The sequence below is a fragment of the Streptomyces sp. NPDC086989 genome, from assembly GCF_044745505.1.
Lineage (GTDB): Bacteria > Actinomycetota > Actinomycetes > Streptomycetales > Streptomycetaceae > Streptomyces.
In genome coordinates this window covers 223,088-241,561 of sequence record NZ_JBIVAL010000013.1, presented here as the reverse complement: position 1 = coordinate 241,561, position 18,474 = coordinate 223,088, and the positions used below count along the sequence as shown (strand labels likewise).

Here is an 18,474-nt window from a genome sequence, read left to right as displayed (position 1 = left end):
CTACGCCTTCACCCCGGGGAAGCCGTAGTTGTACACGGGGAACACCTCGGGGCGGTCGCCCGCGGACTCCCAGCCGAGCGCCTGCGCGACGGGCATCATCTTCTCGGCGAAGACGTTCATGTGCAGCTCGCTCTCCCAGAGGTCGTAGATGTGCAGGCCTTCGGCGGATGCGATGCAGACGTGGGAGAGGCAGCCCTCGAATATCCCGGGGATCTCCAGGAGCTTCGCGTGGAGGACGTCGTACTGGTCCGACGTGATGCCGGGGACGGTGGCGTGCATCAGGATCGCCATGGCAGGTCACTCCTCGCGTGCCGGGACGGATTCCTCACCGCCGGGTGGCGGCGTCTCCCCACGGACAGGACAGCACGCAAACGAAGGGACGGCATCCGCGAACGGTGCCGCCCCTTCGTCGGGCCAGGTCAGAGCTGTGGCAGAGCCGGGTCAGGCGGTCCGGACCGGCTCCGGCTCCGTCACCTTCGCGGCGCCGGCGGCGGGCACGCCCGCCTCGACGGTGCGCGGGCCGTGCGCTCCGCGCAGGCCGAGCCAGCTGATCACCGCGACCAGCGCGAAGGCGACGGCGCCGATCCAGAAGGTGAGGGTGAACCCGGACTCGGCGGGCAGGGCCGGGACGCCGGCGGGCAGGTGCTCGATGGTCTTCGACGCCAGGATCGTGGTGACGATGGCGCTGCCGATCGCGCTTCCGGTGGAGCGGGAGATCGAGTTGATGCCGTTGGCGATGCCGCTCTGGTGGTGCGGGACGCTCGCCATGATGACGGCAGGCATGGCCGCGTAGCCGAAGCTGACGGCCGCGCCGACGATCAGGCCGGCGCCGATCACCGAGTAGCTGTGGCCGTGGTCGAGCGCGAGCCAGCCGAAGCCGGCGGCGCCGAGCGCGGCGGCGAGACCGAGGGCCACGCGCGGGCCGCGGTGGCGGACCAGCTGGCCGCCGACGGGCGAGGCCAGGAGCGAGACGATCGCGCCGGGCAGCAGGAACTGCACGGAGGCGCGCAGGATGGAGGCGTCGAACCCGTAGCCGGTGAGCTTCTGCGGCATCTGGACGAGGTACGAGACGCCGAGGAAGTTCGCGAACATGCCGAAGCCGACGAGGATGCCGGCCAGGTTGGCCATGAGGACCGGCCGGTGGACGAACATCCGCATGTCCACGAGCGGCTCGCTGACCTTGAGCTCGGTGAAGACCCAGACGGCGGTCATCACGGCGGCGCCGGCGAAGCTGCCCAGCGTGCGGCCGGAGGTCCAGCCCCACTCGTGGCCCTGCGAGATGGGCAGCAGGAGCAGCAGGAGGGTGATGCCGAGGGTCAGCGCGCCGAGGAAGTCGGTGCGGCCGCCGGTCTTGTGCCGGGTGGCGGGGACCAGGAAGGCGACGGCGAGCAGGGCGAGGGTCGCGAAGCCGGTCGCCATCCAGAAGGCGTTGCGGTAGTCGGCGTCGGAGCCGGACGTGAGCAGGCCGGTGGCGACGAGCGCCAGGCCGCTGCCGAACGCGAGGGTGCCGCTGACCAGGGCCATCGCGCCGGGGAGCTTCTGCGGGCGGACTTCCTCGCGCAGCACCGACAGGGCGAGCGGGAAGATCGCGGTGGCGGCGCCCTGGAGGACGCGGCCCAGGATCAGCAGCGGCAGCGAGGTCGCGAGCGCGGCGATGACGGAACCGGCGACCATGACGCCGAGGACGGCCACCAGCGTGGGCTTCTTGCCGTGCTGGTCGCCGAAGCGGCCGAGCAGCGGGGTGAAGACGGCGGCCGACAGCAGCGTGGCGGTGGTCACCCAGCTCACGTTGGCGGTCGAGGTGCCCAGGTCGGTGCGGATGAGGCCCAGGATCGGGACCGGCAGGGTCTGCATCATCGACACGACCATGGCGGCAAGGCTCAGGGCGAAGACGATGACCGTCTCGTTCCTGTTCTTGGCCTCGGCGGGGGTGGGGGCGGCGGTGCTCATGTCTGGCAGGACCTTCTTAGTGCTTCAGATCGCAGATGTTTGATGTCATGAAGTAACTCCGTAGACGGTAGACGTCAATAGTTAAAGGGGTCAAGTAAACAATTGATAATGTCAACCATCCTGAGTAGGCTTCCGGCATGAGCACCGCCACCCCCCACACCCCCACCAAGCTCGAGCTGCTGGAGCTGCTCGCCGCCATCGGAACCGCCCAGTGGCGCGATTTCGCGGCCGCGGCGGCCCACTACGGCCTCACCTCCACCCAGGCCCGGGTCCTCGCCCAGCTCAACGGCCCGCTCCCGATGCGCGGCCTGGCCACCCTCCTGGTGTGTGACGCATCGAACGTCACCGGGATCGTGGACCGTCTGGAGGCCCGTGAGCTCGTACGACGCGAGCCGGACCCCGCGGACCGCCGCGTCAAGAACGTCGTCGCCACCGACGCCGGCCGGGAGATCATCCGGCGGGTGCGCGAGGAGATGCAGGCGACGCACGGCGCCCTCGACACCCTCGACGAGGCCGAGAGCGCGACCCTCTACGCCCTGCTGGGGCGGCTGCGGCCGACCATGGAGAAGGACGCCTGAGCCGGCGGGCGCCCGCGCCGGCCGTCAGACCCCGCGCAGCGCCGCGGCCGCCCGCTCCGGCGCGATGTCGTTGATGAACTGGCCCATCCCCGACTCCGTGCCGGCCGGGTACTTGAGCTTGTCCGCGGCGCGCCGGGTGGTGAACAGCTCCAGGTGCAGCGCGTACAGCTGCCGGCCGGTGCGTACGGGGGCCTGGTGCCAGGCCGAGATATAGGGGGCCGGCGTGGGGAACAGCCGGTCGAAGCGGCCGAGCAGGTCCGGGTGGAGTACGGCCAGCTCGGCCCGTTCGGACTCGGTCAGGGCGGCCAGGTCGGGGACGCGCCGGTGCGGGTAGAGGTGCACCTCGTACGGCCAGCGCGCGGCCTCCGGTACGAACGCGCTCCAGTGGTCCCCCGCGAGCACCACCCTGCTGCCGTCGGCCAGGGCCTCGTCGCGGACCTCGTCGAAGAGGTTGCGGCCGGTGGCCCGGTGGTGGCGCGCGACGGTGTCGAGCGTGCGCCGGGTGCGCGGGGTGAGGACGGGCAGCGCGTACACCTGGCCGTGCGGGTGGGTGAGCGTGACGCCGATCTCGGGGCCCCCGATTCTCGAAGCAGTACACCTGCTCCACGCCCGGGAGCTCGGCGAGCTCGGCGGTGCGGTCGGCGAGGGCGGCGAGGACGGTACGGACCCGGGCCGGCCCGAGGCCTGCGTACGAGGCGTCGTGGTCGGAGCTGAAGCAGACCACCTCGCAGCGGCCCCCGCCCGGTCCGGACAGGGCGGGGAAGCGGTTCTCGAAGACCGCGACCTGGTGGTCGGGGGCCGGGATCTCGGTGGACCGGCCCGGGGCCGACGGGCACAGCGGGCACCGGTCGGCGGGCGGCAGGTGGGTGCGGCCCTGGCGGTGCGAGGCGATCACCACCCATTCGTCGAGCAGCCGGTCGTGCCGCCGCTCGGAGTGCGTCGCGGCGGGCGGCAGGCCGCGGGGGTCGGGGCGGGCCGGCACCGCCTCCCCGGCGCCGGCCCCGTCGTCGTAGTAGATCAGCGCCCGGCCGTCGGACAGGGTCGTACGGGTCTTCCTCACCGCCGGTGGTCCCGCCCGGGAGCAACGGCAGGTACGGGAGGTACGGCAGGTACGGGAGGCGGCAGCACGGGAGGCGGCGCGGGTGGGGCGGGGGGCACGGCCGCCAGCACTTCGCCGACCCGCTCGGTGACCGCGGCGGCCTCCTCCGCGGGAAGGAAGTCGGTGACCAGGACGTCGACCTCCTCCAGGGCGGCGAAGGTGGTGAGCCCCACGGTCGACCACTTGGTGTGGTCGGCGAGGAGCGCCGTGCGCCGGGCGGAGCGGAGGAAGGCCCGGTTGGTCTCCGCCTCGCCGAGGTTCGGCGTGGTCAGCCCGGTGGTGGCGCCCAGGCCGTGGCAGCCGAGGAAGAGCAGGTCGACGTGGAGGGAGCGGATGGCCTGGTCGGCTATGGGTCCGACGAGCGCGTCGGAGGGGGTGCGGATGCCGCCCGTGAGGATGACCGTCGTGGTGCTCGCGGCGCTCGGGGTCCGGCGCGCGGCCTCGAAGACCTCGGCGGTGCGGACCGAATTGGTGACCACGGTGAGGCCGGGGACCTCGGTCAGCTGCCGGGCCAGCGCATGGGTGGTGGTTCCGGCGGACAGGGCGATGGCCGAGCCCGGTGCGACGAGGGCGGCCGCCGCCTTGGCGATGGCCTGCTTCGCGGCCGTCTCCCATTCCGACTTGGCCTCGAACCCGGGCTCGTGGCTGCTCGCCTCGTCGCCGAGGACCGCGCCGCCGTGCACCTTGCGGAGCAGGCCTTCGCGGGCGAGGACGTCCAGGTCCCGGCGCACGGTCATGTCGGAGACGTTCAGGGAGCGGGTCAGCTCGTTCACCCGCACCCCGCCGCGCCGGCGGACCTCTTCGAGGATGAGGGCGCGGCGCTGATGGGCCAGCAGGCTGCCGGGATCGGCCATGCGGAGGTTCCTCTCCTGGGGCACCGGCGTCCCCGGTCCGGTCGCCAGAAGCATCCTGACGGAACGAACAGAAGTCAACAGAGTCCGACAAAGCCGCAGTTGAACGCTGCGGTCGCGGGCGCAGCGGCGGATTGACGCAGTCCGCTACCTTGACATGTCCCTGCGGTTGCCGTGTGATGTGGGCCTTCCCGTTGGAGTCCGTTCGTTCCTGAGGGCTTCTGCGGGAACCGACGTACCGTCAGGACGCTCTTCCGCACACGCTCTCCCGGAACTCCGGGCCCCACTCCCCCCAGGAGCCGTCTGTGCACACGTTACGAAGCGCCGTCGGGCGCCGTCTGGCGGCGGTCTTCGCGGCCCTGCCGTTACTGGCCCCGGCCGCGGGGGCCGCCGCGCTGGCCGGTAGCGCGGTGATCGCGGGCGCCGCCCCCGCCGCCGCCGTCGCCGACGGTCAGGCACTGACCCCGCCGATGGGCTTCAACAACTGGAACTCCACCCACTGCCGAGCCGAGTTCAACGAGACGATGGTCAAGGGCATCGCCGACCTCTTCGTCGCCAAGGGCCTCAAGGCCGCCGGCTACCAGTACGTCAACCTCGACGACTGCTGGGCCCTGCCGAACCGCGACGCCTCCGGCAACCTGGTCCCCGACCCCGTCCGCTTCCCGGGCGGGATCAAGGCCCTCGCCGACTACGTGCACGCCAAGGGCCTGAAGTTCGGGATCTACACCAGCGCCGGCACCAGGACCTGCGACACCGCGGGCTTCCCCGGCGGTCTCGGCCACGAGCAGCAGGACGCCGCCCTGTTCGCCTCCTTCGGCGTCGACTACCTCAAGTACGACAACTGCAACAACCAGGGCGTGGACGCGAAGAAGCGGTACACCGACATGGCCGCCGCGCTGAAGAGGACGGGCCGTCCCATCGTCTTCTCGCTGTGCGAATGGGGCGAGAACCAGCCCTGGACCTGGGCGTCCGGCGTCGGCCACCTGTGGCGCACCACCGGGGACATCAGCGACAGCTGGTCCTCGATGATCTCCATCGCGCACCGGAACCAGCCGCTGGCCCCGTACGCGGGCCCCGGCCAGTGGAACGACCCCGACATGCTGGAGGTCGGCAACGGCGGCATGACCGCCGCCGAGTACCGCACCCACTTCACCCTCTGGTCGATGATGTCGGCGCCGCTGCTGATCGGCAGCGACCTGCGCAAGGCGACGGCCGAGACCTTCGACATCCTCTCCAACCCCGACGTGATCGCCCTGGACCAGGACCCCCTCGGCAAGCAGGGAACGGTGGTCTCCAGCGCGGGCGGCCTGGTGGTGATGACGAAGGAACTGTCCAACGGCGACCGGGCGCTGTCCCTGACCAACGAGACGGGCACCACCGCCACGATCTCCGCCAGAACCGACGCCCTCGGCATCGGCAACCGCGGCCCCTACGCCCTCAAGGAGCTGTGGACGAAGGCCGCCTCGGTCAACACCAGCGGAACCGTCAGCGCCTCGGTCGCCCCGCACGCCACCGTCGTGTACCGGATCACCCCCGGGCCGGCGCCGCTCCCGCCGGCCGGCACCTCCCACCTGTCCGACCTGCCCTGGACCGGGGTGAGCAGCGGCTGGGGCGCGGTCGAGAAGGACCGGAGCAACGGGGAGCAGGCGGCCGGCGACGGCAGGACCCTCACCGTGGGCGGAACCGCGTACGCCAAGGGCCTGGGCGTCCACGCGCCCAGCACCGTGACCTACCACCTCGGCGGCAGGTGCAGCGCACTGACGGTGGACGTCGGCGTCGACGACGAGAGCGCCTTCACCGGTGCGGTCGCCTTCCAGATCTACCGGGACACCACCAAGGTCGCCGACAGCGGAGTCGTCACCACGGCCGACGCGGCCAGGAGGCTCAGCGCCGACCTGACCGGCGGCCAGACGCTGCGGCTCGTCGTCACCGACGGCGGCAACGGCGTCGACTACGACCACGCGGACTGGGCGGCGCCCCGGCTCACCTGCGCCTGACCCATCCGGCCCGATGAGGGAGCACGCGTACATGTCCATGAACCGGTACCACCGCGCAGCCGCCCCGGCCGGTGCACTCGCGCTGGCACTCGCCCTGGCGGCCTGCTCCTCCGGCAGGCCCGCCTCCGTCCCGGGAACGGGAGGGGGAACGGGCGCCGGCCCGAAGGCGGGCGGCCCCGTCTCCATCGCGTACCTGCAGAAGCAGGGGGACCAGGAGTACTTCGTCTCCGAGGCCGCCGGCGCCAGGAAGAAGGCCGCCGAACTGGGCGTCAAGCTCACCGTCGTCAACCTCGGCAACGACGCCTCGAAGACCGTCACCGAGGTCAAGTCGGCGATCGCACAGAAGAACTCGGGCATCATCATCGTCGTGCCGGAGTCGGCGGTCGGCCCCCAGGTCGCCGCCGAGGCCAGGAAGGCGGGGATCCCGCTGCTCACCTCCGACGACCAGGTGTGCGTCAGCGGACCCCGGCCCGCGGCGTGCGGCAAGGCCGATCTGGTGGCGCGCGTGGGTTTCTCGGGGGTCCAGATGGGCGGCGAGGTCGGCAAGCGGGCCGCGGCCGAGTTCACGAAGGCGGGCTGGAGCCCGGCGGACACCCGGATCGTCTACGCGTGGAAGCAGGACACCACCGTCTGCACCGACCGGATCGACGGGGCCAGGGCCGCGTGGAAGGCGGCCGGCGCCCCCGAGGTACAGACGATCGAGCTCGGTACGGACAACACCCCGGCCGGCGCGCAGGCCAAGGTCGAGGCGACGGTCACGGCCAACCAGGGCGTCAGGCACTGGGTGGTCATGGGCTGCAACGACGAGAACGTCTCCGGCGGGGTCAAGGGCCTGAACAACACGGGCGTCAAGGGCTCGGACATCGTCGGCGTCGGCCTCGGTGCCTATCTGGCCTGCAAGGACTGGCAGGCGGGCGCCGACAACGGGATGAAGGCGGCGCTCTACATCCCCGGCGACGAGGTCGGGAAACTGGCCGTCCAGGCCATGTACGACAAGCTCAGGAACGGTACGGAGTTCACCCCCGAGGCCTTCGCCCCGACCAGGATGGTCGACGCCGGCAACTGGCGGGACGCCGGATTCGGCTGCAAGTGATGACGTCCGGACTGCGGGTGGACCGTCTCACGAAGAGCTTCGCCGGGGTCCCGGCCCTTCAGGACGTCAGCCTGGACTTCCCGGCCGGTTCGGTCACCGCGCTGATGGGCGAGAACGGCGCGGGGAAGTCCACCCTGCTGAAGATCGTCTGCGGTGACCGGCCGGCCGACTCCGGGACGGTCCACGTCGACGGCGTCCAGGTGCGGTTGCGCTCACCGGCGGACGCCCGGGCGGCCGGCATCCGGCTCATCCCCCAGGAACCGGAGATCGTCCCGCACCTCACGGTCGCCGAGAACGTCTACCTCGGCGCGCTTCCCACGCGCGGCGTCCGCCGCTTCGACCGGGCGGCGCTGCGCCGCCGGCTCCGGGAGGACCTGGACCGGATCGGCTTCGGGCACGCGCTCGCCGCGGACACCCCCGGCATCCGGCTCACCCCGGCCCAGCGCCAACTGGTGGAGATCCTGCGGGCGCTGACCGGGGAGGCGAAGGTGGTGGCCTTCGACGAACCCACCTCCTCCCTGTCCGAGCACGAGGTGGAGGCCCTGTTCGCGCTGATCCGCAGACTGCGCGACCAGGGGCTCGCGGTCGTCTACGTCTCCCACCGCATGCAGGAGATCTTCCGGCTGGCCGACCGGGTGGCCGTCCTGCGCGACGGGGCGCTGGTCTGCGTCGCGGACGCCGCCGCCACGGACGAGGGCGACATCGTACGGATGATGGTGGGCCGGGACCTGTCCGCCGTGTTCGCGCGCCCGCACGTGGCCCGCGACCGGGTCGTCCTGGACGTCCGCGGGGTCACCACCGACGACGTGCGCGACATCAGCCTCCAGGTCAGGGAGGGCGAGGTGGTGGCGCTGGCCGGGCTGGTCGGCGCCGGGCGCTCCGAGCTCGCCCGGGCACTGATCGGCGACCTCCCGCTGCGCGGCGGAACGGTCTCGGTGCTGGGCGAGGAACTGCGGCTGCGCCGGCCCTCCGACGCGATCCGCGCGGGCATCGGCCTCGCCCCCGAGGAGCGCAAGGCGCAGGCGCTGTTCCTCGACCGCTCGGTCCGCGACAACATCGCGCTGGCCGTGCTGGACCGGCTGAGCCGCCTGCGCTTCGTGCGCCGGGCGGCCGAGAGGGAACTCGCCGGCGAGTACACCGGCCGGCTGCGCGTGCGGACCCCGTCGGTGGAGCGGGAGGTGCGCACGCTGTCGGGCGGCAACCAGCAGAAGGTGGTGCTCGCCCGCTGGCTGGCCCGCAGACCCAAGGTCCTGATCCTCGACGAGCCGACCCGCGGCATCGACGTCGGCGCGAAGGCCGAGATCTACCGGATCATCGCGGACCTCGCGCAGGCGGGGGTGGCGCTGCTGGTCATCTCCTCCGAACTGCCCGAGGTGCTGGGGCTGGCCGACCGGGTTCTGGTGATGCAGGGCGGCCGGATCACGGGCGAGCTGGACCGCGCCGGGGCCACCGAGGAGGCCGTCCTCGCCCTGGCGATGGCGCAGGACCTGACCACGACGGCGACGGGCGACGGAGGATCCCAGTGAACGCGAACCAGGCCGACCCGGTGACGCCGGTGACCTCGGAGACCCCGGACACCCCGGAGACGTCGGAGACCCCGGACACCCCAGTGACCTCGGACACCCCGGAGGCGGCGGCGACCGAGGTGAAGGTGACGGCCGCCGCCGGGCAGGGCAGGCCCGTGGCGGAGCCCGGGCGGCGGTTCGGGGTGGTCCTGCGCTCCGTCGGCGGCCAGAACCTCAGCCTGACCGGCGCCCTGGTGCTGGTGCTGGCCTTCTTCGGCTGGCTGAACCCCGCCTACCTGACGTGGGCCAACATCAAGGTCATCGGCGACGCGGTGACCATCTCCGGGCTGCTCGCCCTCGTCCAGACCGTGGTGATCATCTGCGGCGCGCTGGACATCTCCGTCGGCTCCCAGGTCGGCGTGGCCTCGGTCGTCTCCGCCATGGTGTTCACGTCCACCGGCGGGAACGCCCTGCTCGGCATCGCCGCCGCGCTCGGTGCGGGCCTGCTCGCCGGACTCCTCAACGGAGCGGTGATCGTCTTCGGCCGGGTCAACCCGGTCATCGCGACGCTGGCCACCCTCGCCGCGTACAAGGGGGTCGCGCAGCTGCTGTCCAAGGGCGCGGCCCAGGGGTACGTCAGCAACGACGACGTCTTCGTCTTCCTCGCGAACGGTTCGATCGCCGGGGTCCCGGTGCTGCTGTGGGTGCTCGCCGTGGTCACCCTGGCCATCCACCTGCTGCTGGGATCGACCGACATCGGGCGCAACATCTACGCGATCGGCGGCAACGACACGGCCGCGCGGCTGGCCGGCATCGACGTCAACAAGTACCTGATCGCCGTCTACGGTCTGGCCGGGGTGGTGGCCGCCGTCGCCGGGGTCCTGCTCACCGCCCGGACCGGGTTCGGTCACCCCGTCTCCGGCAGCGAGGGCCTCGAACTGAAGGCGATCACGGCCGCCGCCCTCGGCGGCTGCCTGCTGGCGGGCGGCAAGGGCGGGGTCGGCGGCACGCTGCTGGCCATCACCCTGCTCGGGGCGCTGGACAACGGGCTCACGGTGCAGGGCGTCAACCCCTTCTGGCAGAACGTCGCCCAGGGCGCCCTGCTCGTGGTGGCCGTGGTGATCCAGAAGCGGCGGGCCCGGGAGCGGGCGGTGGGGCTGCCCACCTGAGGCTCACCTGACGGCCCACTGGAGAGGGCGGCCCGACGGGCCGCCCGACGGGCTCGGGTGTGCGGGGCGGCACCGTCCCACAGGCCCCGCCCTTCAACCAATGAACTCCCTTGGACCATAACCTCTTTGACGGGTTCAAAGTCTTGACGCCCGTGGAACACGGGGAGGACAGTGTCCACCGGTGCTGCGTGAGAGCGCTCTCAAGCAGCCGCCTACCTCCCCCCGCACCGCGCCCCACGGCGCTTCAGAGAGGGCACCCATGCGTCAGACATCCGGAAGAAGCAGAAGGCTCTCGTCCGTCCGGCGGGCCGTCATCGCCGCGTTCGGCACGCTGGCCGTGGCCGCGGCGGCCGCCGCGGTGGTCACGGCGCCCGCGGGCGCCGCCGCTCCGCCGGCCCCGGCGGGCTGGTCCCAGGTGTTCCTGGACGATTTCAACGGGCCCGCGGGATCCGGTGTGAACACCGCCGAGTGGCAGTACACCACCGGGACGAGCTACCCCGGCGGCCCCGCCAACTTCGGTACGGGCGAGGTCGAGACGATGACCGCGGACCCCTCGAACGTCTCCCTCGACGGCGCCGGGAACCTCCGGATCACCCCGCTCCGGGACGCCGCCGGCCACTGGACCTCCGCCCGCGTCGAGACGCGCCGCTCCGACTTCCAGCCCCCGGCGGGCGGCAAGCTCCGCACCGAGGCCCGGATCCAGATGCCGAACGTCACCGGCGCGGCGGCGAAGGGCTACTGGCCGGCGTTCTGGATGCTCGGCGCGCCCTTCCGCGGCAACTGGTGGAACTGGCCCGGCATAGGTGAGCTCGACATCATGGAGAACGTCCAGGGCATCAACAACGAGTGGGCCACGATGCACTGCGGTACGAGCCCGGGCGGCCCGTGCAACGAGACGTCCGGCATCGGAGGCCAGCGCGCCTGCTCCGGCACCACCTGCCAGGGCGGGTTCCACACGTACGCGGTGGAGTGGGACCGGTCCACCGCCGTGGAGGAGATGCGCTTCTCCCTGGACGGAGTCGTCTTCCACACCGTGCGGGCGAACCAGGTGGACGCCGCCACCTGGACCAACGCCACGAACCACGGGTACTTCGTCATCCTGAACGTCGCCATGGGCGGCGGCTTCCCGGACGCCTTCGGCGGTGGACCCGACGCGGGCACCCAGCCCGGCCACCCGATGGTCGTCGACTACGTCAGCGTACTGCGGTCGACGGGCGGCACGACCCCGCCGACCACACCCCCCACGACGCCCCCGACTACTGCCCCGCCCGGCGGCCGCGACGCGTACGGCACCATCGAGGCCGAGTCGTACGACGGCCAGGGCGGGCTGGCCACCGAGACCACCACCGACACCGGCGGCGGCCGGAACCTCAGCACGATCGCGAACGGCGACTGGGCCCTGTACAAGGGGGTCGACTTCGGCTCCGCGGCCGCGCACCAGTTCCTCGGCCGGGTCGCGAGCGGGGCGGCCGGCGGGGTCAGCGGACTCGTCGAGGTCCGCCTGGACAGCCGTACCGGTCCGCCGGTCGGCAGCTTCTCCGTCGCGAACACCGGCGGCTGGCAGAGCTGGAGGACCGTCCCGGCGAACATCAGCGCCGTGACCGGCACGCACGACGTGTACCTGACCTTCACCAGCGGCCAGGGCGCCGACTACGTGAACGTCAACTGGTTCGCCTTCGGCCACTGACCCCCACGACGACGTGAACGGCCAGTCGTCGGTGCAGATCCTCGGCAACGCGGAGCCTCCTACCGGGCTGACCCTCGGCATCGGCCGGTGACCCCCGCCCGTGCCTCCGGGAGCGCTCTCAGGCTCCCGGAGGCACGGGTTACCCTGCTGTCCGGCGAGCCAACAGGCCCCGGAGACGCAGAAGGAGCGCCCGTGCCCGAACAGCTTCCCGCCCACCGCCCCACGCTGGAGGCCGTGGCGGAGCGCGCCGGGGTGTCCCGGGCCACCGTGTCCCGGGTCGTCAACGGTGGCGAGGGCGTGCGCGCCCATCTGGTGGAGAAGGTCCGCGAGGCCGTCCGGGAGCTCGGGTACGTGCCGAACCCGGCGGCCCGCACCCTGGTCACACGGCGCACGGGAGCCGTCGCGGTGATCATCGCGGAGCCGGAGGTCCGGATCTTCTCCGACCCCTTCTTCTCCCGGCAGGTCCGCGGCATCAGCAAGGAGCTGACCGCGCACGACACGCAGCTGGTGCTGCTGCTGGTGGAGGACCGGGGGGACTACGACCGCATCGAGCGCTACCTGGCCGGCGGCCACGTCGACGGGGCGCTCGCCTTCTCCCTGCACACCGACGACCCGCTGCCGGCGATCACCCGGCGCATCGGCATGCCCACGGTCTACGGGGGGCGGCCGGGCTGGACCGCCGGGCCCGGGGGCCACGGCGGCGTGGCGTACGTCGACGCGGACAACCGCGGTGGGGCCCGCGAGGCCGTGCGGTACCTGCTGGAGCAGGGCCGGCGCCGGATCGCGCACATCGCCGGGCCGCTGGACCAGACTTCGGCGGTGGACCGGCTCGACGGCTACCGGGACGTGCTGCTCGACGCCGATCCCGCGCTGACCGAGGAGGGGGACTTCACCGCTGCGGGCGGGGCCGCGGCGATGGCCGCACTGCTGGGGCGCTGCCCGGACCTCGACGCGGTGTTCGCGGCGAACGACCTGATGGCGACGGGCGCTCTGCGGGTGCTGCGGGAGCGCGGCCTCGCCGTGCCCGGGGACGTGGCCCTCGTCGGCTTCGACGACGCCGAACTGGTGGCGGAGAGTGCCGATCCGCCGCTGACGACCGTGCGCCAGGACATCGAGGGCATGGGGCGGCTGATGGCCCGGCTGCTGCTGCGGACGCTGAACACGGCCCCGGGCGAACGCACCGTACCCGCCTCGGTGGTCACCCCGACGGCTCTGGTGCGGCGCGCCTCCGGCTGATCGCCGACGGGTCCGCGCGGCGTGAACCCGCCCTGCGGTAGGGGTGATTGCGGACGAAAGCGCGCGGGTGTGCGTACAACTCTTGACGGGGCCCGGGCTGCGGGTGCAGGCTCCACTCGCGCTTTGAGAGCGCTCTCAATGTGGCGCAGTCCCACCCCCGCACCTGCCCGTCCAGGCCAAGGAGGCCGCCCCATGTCCGTTCCCCGAACCGCCCTGAGAGCCGGGGCCCGCCTCGGCGCCGTCGCACTCACGGGAGTGCTCCTGGCCGCCTGCGGATCCGGGTCCGGGCCGGGCGGCACCTCGTCGGACGCCGCGGGCGGCTCCGTCACGCTCACCATCGACCTGTTCGGCGCGTTCGGCTACCAGGAGTCCGGTCTGTACGCCGAGTACGAGCGGCTCCACCCGGGCATCAAGATCAAGCAGACGGACACCGAGGACGAGCAGGACTACTGGAAGTCCCTCCAGACGCGCCTCGCGGGCGGCGGCGGTCTGGCCGACGTCCAGGGCATCGAGGTCGGCCGCATCGCGTCGGTCACCCAGCAGCAGGCCGGCAAGTTCACGGACCTCGCCCAGTACGGGGCCGGGGCGCTCAAGGAGGAGTTCGCCCCCGCCAAGTGGTCCGCCGCGACCACGAAGGACGGCAAGGTGCTGGGTCTGGGCACCGACGTGGGCCCCGAGGCCATGTGTTACCGCAGCGACCTGCTGAAGGCCGCGGGCCTGCCCACCGACCGCACCGAACTGGCGGCGCGGTGGGCCACCTGGGACGGCTACCTCGAACTCGGCCGCCAGTACAAGGAGAAGGCGCCGGCGGGCAGCGCCTGGCTCGACAGCGTGGGCAGCCTCAACGCCGTCATGGTCGGCCAGGAGAAGGAGCGGTACTACGACGCCTCGGGCGCACTGGTCTACGAGAACAGCCCCGCCGTGAAGGCCGCCTGGGACACCTCGGTCAAGGCCGCGGGCGAGGGGCTCAGCGCCAAGCTGGACCAGTGGTCGCCGCCCTGGAACCAGGCGTTCTCCTCGGGGTCCTTCGCCACCCTGCCCTGCCCCGCCTGGATGCTCGGCTACATCAAGGGCCAGGCGGGGGACGCCGGCAAGGGCAGGTGGGACGTGGCGAAACTGCCCGGCGGCCCGGGCAACTGGGGCGGTTCCTACCTGGCGGTCCCGAGCGCGGCCCGGCACAAGAAGGAGGCGTACGAGCTGATCAAGTGGCTGACCGCCCCGGAACAGCAGACCAAGGTCTTCCTCAAGCAGGCCAACTTCCCGTCCGCCACCAAGTCGATCAGCCGGATAGCCGACGCCAGGGACCCGTACTTCTCGGATGCGCCGATCGGCAAGATCTTCGGCGACGCCGCGGAACAGGCCCCCGTCCAGGTGCTCGGCGTACACGACAAGGACATCGCCGACCAGATCAACAACGCACTGAGCGAGGTCGAACGCAAGGGCACCGCACCGGACACGGCCTGGGCGAACGCGAAGAAGGCCGTCAAGAATGCCCTCGGCTGAGCCGACGGCGCCCGCGCCGCCCGGCCGGCGGCGCGGCCTGCCGTCCGCGCTGTCCCCGTACGCCTTCCTCGCTCCCTTCTTCGTCCTGTTCGCCGCGTTCGGGATCTTCCCGCTGCTCTACACGGCGTACGTCTCGCTCCACCGCGCCGAACTGCAGACCCCCGGCGAGCTGGAGTGGCGCGGCCTCGGCAACTACACGGCGCTGTTCACCGACCCGTTCTTCTGGACGGCGCTGCGCAACACCTTCACCATCGGCGTCCTGTCCACGGTCCCCCAGCTGCTGATGGCCCTGGGCCTGGCCCACCTCCTCAACTACCGGCTGCGCGCACGCACGTTCTTGCGCACCGCGCTGCTGCTGCCGTACGCGACCTCGGTCGCCGCCGCCTCGCTGATCTTCGCGCAGCTCTTCGGGCACGACTTCGGGCTCGTCAACCGCCTGCTGGCCCTGGCCGGCCTCCACCCGGTCGACTGGCAGAACGGCACGGCGGCCTCCCAGATCGCCGTCTCCTCCATCGTGGTCTGGCGGTGGACCGGCTACAACGCGCTGATCTACCTCGCCGGCATGCAGACGATCCCGGCCGAGCTGTACGAGGCGGCCGAGGTCGACGGCGCCTCCCGATGGCGGCAGTTCCTCCACGTCACCCTGCCCGGGCTGCGTCCCACGATCGTCTTCACCTCGATCGTGTCGACGATCGGCGCCACCCAGCTGTTCGGCGAGCCGCTGCTGTTCGAAGGCTCGGTCTCCGGCGGCATCTCACACCAGTACCAGACCCTGGGGCTGTACATGTACGAGCAGGGCTGGGGCTTCTTCCACCTGGGCCGGGCGGCGGCCATCGCCTGGGTGATGTTCCTGCTGATCGCGGTGCTGGTCGGGGTCAACGCCCTGACCGCGCAGCGCCGTTCGCGCAAGGAGGCGCTCCGGTGAGCGCGCGCACCTCCGCCCGGCGTGGCGGCAGGCTCACGTACGCGGTCCTGATCGCGGCGGTGCTGGTCTCCGCCTTCCCGCTGTACTGGACCCTCGTCGCCGCGAGCCGCTCGAACGCCGAACTGGCCCGCCCGGTGCCCGCACTGCTGCCCGGTCCGCGGCTCCTGGACAATCTGCAGGGGGTGCTGGACGAGGCCGCGATCGGCAAGGCACTGCTCAACTCCCTCATCGTCTCGGGGGCGATCACCCTCGGCACGGTGCTGTGCGCCACGCTGGCCGGCTTCGCCTTCGCCAAACTGCGCTTCCGCGGCCGCGGGGCGCTGCTCGGCGCCGTCGTCGCCTCGATGATGATCCCGCCGCAGTTGGGGGTGATTCCGCTGTTCATGCTGATCGTCAGGCTGCACTGGGTGAACCAGCTCCAGGCCGTCGTCCTGCCCGGGCTCGTCTCCGCCTTCGGGGTGTTCTTCATGCGGCAGTTCCTGGCCCAGTCGCTGCCGGACGAGCTGATCGAGGCGGCCCGGGTGGACGGGGCCTCGCACGCCCGGATCTTCTGGTCGGTCGTCGTGCCGATCGCCCGCCCCGCCATGGCGGTCCTGGGCCTGCTCACCTTCATGACGGCCTGGAACGACTTCTTCTGGCCGATCGTCGCACTGTCCTCGCAGGAGCCGACCGTCCAGGTCGCACTGCGCCAGCTGGGCGGCGGCTACGTCCACGACCAGTCCGTGATCATGGCGGGCACCCTGCTCGGCACCCTGCCCGTGCTGCTGGTCTTCGGACTGCTCGGCCGGCAGATCGTCGGCGGCATCATGCAGGGCGCGGTCAAGGGCTGACGCAGCCGCCCCGGCCCTCCCCCATCTTTTCAGGAGTCCTCCATGCCCACGCTCGACACCTCTCCCGCCACGGAGGCGGGCCTCACCTTCCCGGCCGGGTTCCGCTGGGGCACGGCCACCGCCGCGTACCAGATCGAGGGCGCGGCCGCCCTGCACGGCCGGACGCCCTCCATCTGGGACACCTTCAGCCACACCCCCGGCAAGGTCCTCGGCGGCGACACCGGGGACACCGCCACCGACCACTACCACCGCATGGCCGAGGACGTCGCCCTGCTCGCCCGGCTCGGCGTGAGCGACTACCGCTTCTCGGTGGCCTGGCCACGGGTCCAGCCGACCGGCCGGGGGCCGGCCGCCCGGCCGGGCCTGGACTTCTACCGGCGCCTCGTCGACGCGCTGCTGGCGGCCGGGATCCGGCCGGTCGTCACCCTCTACCACTGGGACCTGCCGCAGGAACTCGAGGACCGGGGCGGCTGGCCACTGCGGGAGACCGCCGAGCGGTTCGCCGAGTACGCGGGGCTCGTGGCCGGGGCGCTCGGCGACCGCGTCGCCTCCTGGACCACCTTCAACGAGCCCTGGTGCGCGGCCTTCCTCGGCTACGCCTCCGGGGTGCACGCCCCGGGCCGCACCGAGCCGGAGTCCGCGCTGCGCGCCGCGCACCACTTCAACCTCGCGCACGGCCTGGGCACGGCGGCGCTGCGCGCGGCCCTCCCCCGGTCCGCGGAGGTCTCGCTGACGCTCAACCTGCACGCGCTGCGGCCGCTGACGCCCTCCGCCGCCGATCTGGACGCGGTGCGCCGGATCGACGCCGTGGGCAACAGGATCTTCCTCGACCCGGTCTTCCACGGGCGCCTGCCCGAGGACCTGGTCCGTGACACCGCCGGCGTGACGGACTGGTCCTTCGTCCGGGACGGCGATCTGGCCGCCGCCGCGGCGCCGGTCGACTGGCTCGGCGTCAACTACTACTCCCCGACGGTCGTCGCCGCCGGGACCGGCCCCGAGCCCGTCGGCGGCGGGCCGGCCGCCGGGCCCTCGCCGTGGGTGGGCGCCGACGGGCACGTGCGCTTCGTGCCGGCGCCGGGCCCGCGGACGGCGATGGACTGGCCCGTGGACGCGGACGGGCTGCACGAGCTGCTGGTCCGGCTGCGCGACGAACTGCCGGGCGTGCCGCTGCTGATCACGGAGAACGGCGCGGCGTACGCCGACCGCGCGGGCCCCGGGGGCGTGGTGCACGACCCGGAGCGGATCGGGTACCTGCACGGCCATCTGGCCGCGGTGCACCGGGCGATCGCCGACGGGGCGGACGTGCGGGGGTACTTCGTGTGGTCGCTGCTCGACAACTTCGAGTGGGCGTACGGCTACAGCAAGCGGTTCGGCCTCGTCCACGTCGACTTCACGACCCTGCGGCGCACCCCGAAGGACAGTGCCCGCTGGTACGCCGACGTCATCGCCCGGGGCGGGCTGCCAGCCTGACCACCGCCGCGTGCCCCCGGGTGCGCAGGGCGCAGGCACCGGGCCCGCCGATGCGGACCGCGTCGTACGGGCCGAGGGCGACGGGCTCGCCGACACCTGCGGCCTCGAGTTCCGCCGGGCCCTGGAGGGCGACCACCAGCAGGGTCTCCCCGGGCCCGGCGGTCAGCGCGAGGGCGCCCCGTACCACCGCGGTGTGCGCCCGGACCAGGTCGCGGCGGTACATGACGTTGAAGTTCACGACGGGGCCGTCGAGGAGCCGGCAGTCGGTGGGGGCGTCGCCGGGGAAGTCCTGCGGCGCGTAACGCTCGTCGACGCGGCGGCGGGCTCCGGACACGCTGAGGTCCATCCCCGCGCCCTCGGCCAGCGTCAGCGTACGGTCGACGCCGGGGAACGCCGAGAAGGGACCGTCGGCGTCGACCTCGGCGAGGCTGGCCCGCCACCCGAAGCCGGCCATGCCGGCCCCCTCCGGCCAGGCCGCGATCTCCCGGGTCACCCCGCCGCCGTTCTTCCAGGCGACCGCCGCGCGGTCGCCCGCACGCAGGATCCGGACCTCGTCGCCGCCGGTCATGGCGCTGTTCCTT

15 protein-coding genes and 1 pseudogene are annotated in these 18,474 nt (G+C 72.5%); 11 read left to right on the top strand and 5 right to left on the bottom strand.

Annotation, left to right across the window (positions count from 1 at the left end; all coding sequences use genetic code 11):
• Together ACIPK4_RS29360 and ACIPK4_RS29355 are read right to left on the bottom strand one after the other, a co-directional pair.
• Positions 1–291: a hypothetical protein gene (locus ACIPK4_RS29360; protein WP_402317960.1), complete on the bottom strand. Its 291-nt coding sequence runs from the start codon at positions 289–291 to the stop codon at positions 1–3.
• A gap of 150 nt (positions 292–441) precedes the next feature.
• The gene (locus ACIPK4_RS29355) at positions 442–1,950 is read right to left on the bottom strand and encodes an MFS transporter (protein WP_402317957.1); all 1,509 of its coding nucleotides are present in this window, start codon (positions 1,948–1,950) and stop codon (positions 442–444) included.
• Positions 1,951–2,087: 137 nt separating this feature from the next.
• Here ACIPK4_RS29355 and ACIPK4_RS29350 point away from each other — a divergent pair, with 137 nt between their 5' ends.
• The gene (locus ACIPK4_RS29350; RefSeq protein ID WP_402317955.1) at positions 2,088–2,528 is read left to right on the top strand and encodes a MarR family winged helix-turn-helix transcriptional regulator; all 441 of its coding nucleotides are present in this window, start codon (positions 2,088–2,090) and stop codon (positions 2,526–2,528) included.
• Between the two features lie 24 nt (positions 2,529–2,552).
• Here ACIPK4_RS29350 and galT read toward each other — a convergent pair.
• Together galT and ACIPK4_RS29340 are read right to left on the bottom strand one after the other, a co-directional pair.
• Positions 2,553–3,588, bottom strand: a pseudogene (galT, locus tag ACIPK4_RS29345) (galactose-1-phosphate uridylyltransferase).
• Positions 3,585–4,481 (bottom strand): DeoR/GlpR family DNA-binding transcription regulator, encoded by an 897-nt coding sequence (locus ACIPK4_RS29340; protein ID WP_402317952.1) that lies wholly within the window; start codon positions 4,479–4,481, stop codon positions 3,585–3,587. Before ACIPK4_RS29340 ends, galT begins: the two are co-directional and overlap by 4 nt.
• A gap of 467 nt (positions 4,482–4,948) precedes the next feature.
• Here ACIPK4_RS29340 and ACIPK4_RS29335 point away from each other — a divergent pair, with 467 nt between their 5' ends.
• The 10 genes from ACIPK4_RS29335 to ACIPK4_RS29290 all read left to right on the top strand — a co-directional run bounded on the left by ACIPK4_RS29335 (position 4,949) and on the right by ACIPK4_RS29290 (position 17,893).
• Positions 4,949–6,475 carry an NPCBM/NEW2 domain-containing protein gene (locus tag ACIPK4_RS29335; RefSeq protein WP_402318065.1) on the top strand — a complete coding sequence of 509 codons (1,527 nt, stop codon included), beginning with the start codon at positions 4,949–4,951 and terminating at the stop codon, positions 6,473–6,475.
• Between the two features lie 31 nt (positions 6,476–6,506).
• Complete coding sequence (locus ACIPK4_RS29330) at positions 6,507–7,568, top strand: substrate-binding domain-containing protein (RefSeq protein WP_402317949.1); 1,062 nt, start codon at positions 6,507–6,509, stop codon at positions 7,566–7,568.
• Complete coding sequence (locus ACIPK4_RS29325) at positions 7,568–9,094, top strand: sugar ABC transporter ATP-binding protein (RefSeq protein ID WP_402317946.1); 1,527 nt, start codon at positions 7,568–7,570, stop codon at positions 9,092–9,094. Before ACIPK4_RS29330 ends, ACIPK4_RS29325 begins: the two co-directional genes overlap by 1 nt.
• Positions 9,091–10,242 carry an ABC transporter permease gene (locus tag ACIPK4_RS29320; protein WP_402317943.1) on the top strand — a complete coding sequence of 384 codons (1,152 nt, stop codon included), beginning with the start codon at positions 9,091–9,093 and terminating at the stop codon, positions 10,240–10,242. Before ACIPK4_RS29325 ends, ACIPK4_RS29320 begins: the two co-directional genes overlap by 4 nt.
• A 259-nt stretch (positions 10,243–10,501) precedes the next feature.
• Complete coding sequence (locus tag ACIPK4_RS29315; protein ID WP_402317941.1) at positions 10,502–11,929, top strand: glycoside hydrolase family 16 protein; 1,428 nt, start codon at positions 10,502–10,504, stop codon at positions 11,927–11,929.
• Between the two features lie 192 nt (positions 11,930–12,121).
• A complete protein-coding gene (locus ACIPK4_RS29310; RefSeq protein ID WP_402317939.1) occupies positions 12,122–13,165 on the top strand; it encodes a LacI family DNA-binding transcriptional regulator in 1,044 nt (347 codons plus the stop codon).
• 192 nt (positions 13,166–13,357) lie between these two features.
• The gene (locus tag ACIPK4_RS29305; protein ID WP_402317936.1) at positions 13,358–14,668 is read left to right on the top strand and encodes an ABC transporter substrate-binding protein; all 1,311 of its coding nucleotides are present in this window, start codon (positions 13,358–13,360) and stop codon (positions 14,666–14,668) included.
• The gene (locus ACIPK4_RS29300; protein ID WP_402317934.1) at positions 14,655–15,593 is read left to right on the top strand and encodes a carbohydrate ABC transporter permease; all 939 of its coding nucleotides are present in this window, start codon (positions 14,655–14,657) and stop codon (positions 15,591–15,593) included. Before ACIPK4_RS29305 ends, ACIPK4_RS29300 begins: the two co-directional genes overlap by 14 nt.
• A complete protein-coding gene (locus ACIPK4_RS29295; RefSeq protein WP_402317932.1) occupies positions 15,590–16,423 on the top strand; it encodes a carbohydrate ABC transporter permease in 834 nt (277 codons plus the stop codon). Before ACIPK4_RS29300 ends, ACIPK4_RS29295 begins: the two co-directional genes overlap by 4 nt.
• A gap of 42 nt (positions 16,424–16,465) precedes the next feature.
• Positions 16,466–17,893 (top strand): GH1 family beta-glucosidase, encoded by a 1,428-nt coding sequence (locus tag ACIPK4_RS29290; RefSeq protein WP_402317929.1) that lies wholly within the window; start codon positions 16,466–16,468, stop codon positions 17,891–17,893.
• Here the strand turns inward: ACIPK4_RS29290 and ACIPK4_RS29285 are convergent.
• Positions 17,865–18,461, bottom strand: a complete 597-nt coding sequence (locus tag ACIPK4_RS29285) for a HutD family protein (protein WP_402317927.1) — start codon at positions 18,459–18,461, stop codon at positions 17,865–17,867. The two genes, ACIPK4_RS29290 and ACIPK4_RS29285, sit on opposite strands and share 29 nt — an antisense overlap.
• Between the last annotated feature and the right edge of the window lie 13 nt (positions 18,462–18,474).

Excerpts from the sequence above, each read along its gene's own strand:
- ACIPK4_RS29315 (WP_402317941.1), top strand. The coding sequence starts at position 10,502 with ATGCGTCAGACATCCGGAAGAAGCAGAAGGCTCTCGTCCGTCCGGCGG.
- ACIPK4_RS29335 (WP_402318065.1), top strand. The coding sequence starts at position 4,949 with ATGGGCTTCAACAACTGGAACTCCACCCACTGCCGAGCCGAGTTCAAC.
- ACIPK4_RS29355 (WP_402317957.1), bottom strand. The coding sequence starts at position 1,950 with ATGAGCACCGCCGCCCCCACCCCCGCCGAGGCCAAGAACAGGAACGAG.
- ACIPK4_RS29340 (WP_402317952.1), bottom strand. The coding sequence starts at position 4,481 with ATGGCCGATCCCGGCAGCCTGCTGGCCCATCAGCGCCGCGCCCTCATC.
- ACIPK4_RS29305 (WP_402317936.1), top strand. The coding sequence starts at position 13,358 with ATGTCCGTTCCCCGAACCGCCCTGAGAGCCGGGGCCCGCCTCGGCGCC.
- ACIPK4_RS29350 (WP_402317955.1), top strand. The coding sequence starts at position 2,088 with ATGAGCACCGCCACCCCCCACACCCCCACCAAGCTCGAGCTGCTGGAG.
- ACIPK4_RS29290 (WP_402317929.1), top strand. The coding sequence starts at position 16,466 with ATGCCCACGCTCGACACCTCTCCCGCCACGGAGGCGGGCCTCACCTTC.
- ACIPK4_RS29360 (WP_402317960.1), bottom strand. The coding sequence starts at position 291 with ATGGCGATCCTGATGCACGCCACCGTCCCCGGCATCACGTCGGACCAG.
- ACIPK4_RS29330 (WP_402317949.1), top strand. The coding sequence starts at position 6,507 with ATGTCCATGAACCGGTACCACCGCGCAGCCGCCCCGGCCGGTGCACTC.
- ACIPK4_RS29325 (WP_402317946.1), top strand. The coding sequence starts at position 7,568 with ATGACGTCCGGACTGCGGGTGGACCGTCTCACGAAGAGCTTCGCCGGG.
- ACIPK4_RS29300 (WP_402317934.1), top strand. The coding sequence starts at position 14,655 with ATGCCCTCGGCTGAGCCGACGGCGCCCGCGCCGCCCGGCCGGCGGCGC.
- ACIPK4_RS29285 (WP_402317927.1), bottom strand. The coding sequence starts at position 18,461 with ATGACCGGCGGCGACGAGGTCCGGATCCTGCGTGCGGGCGACCGCGCG.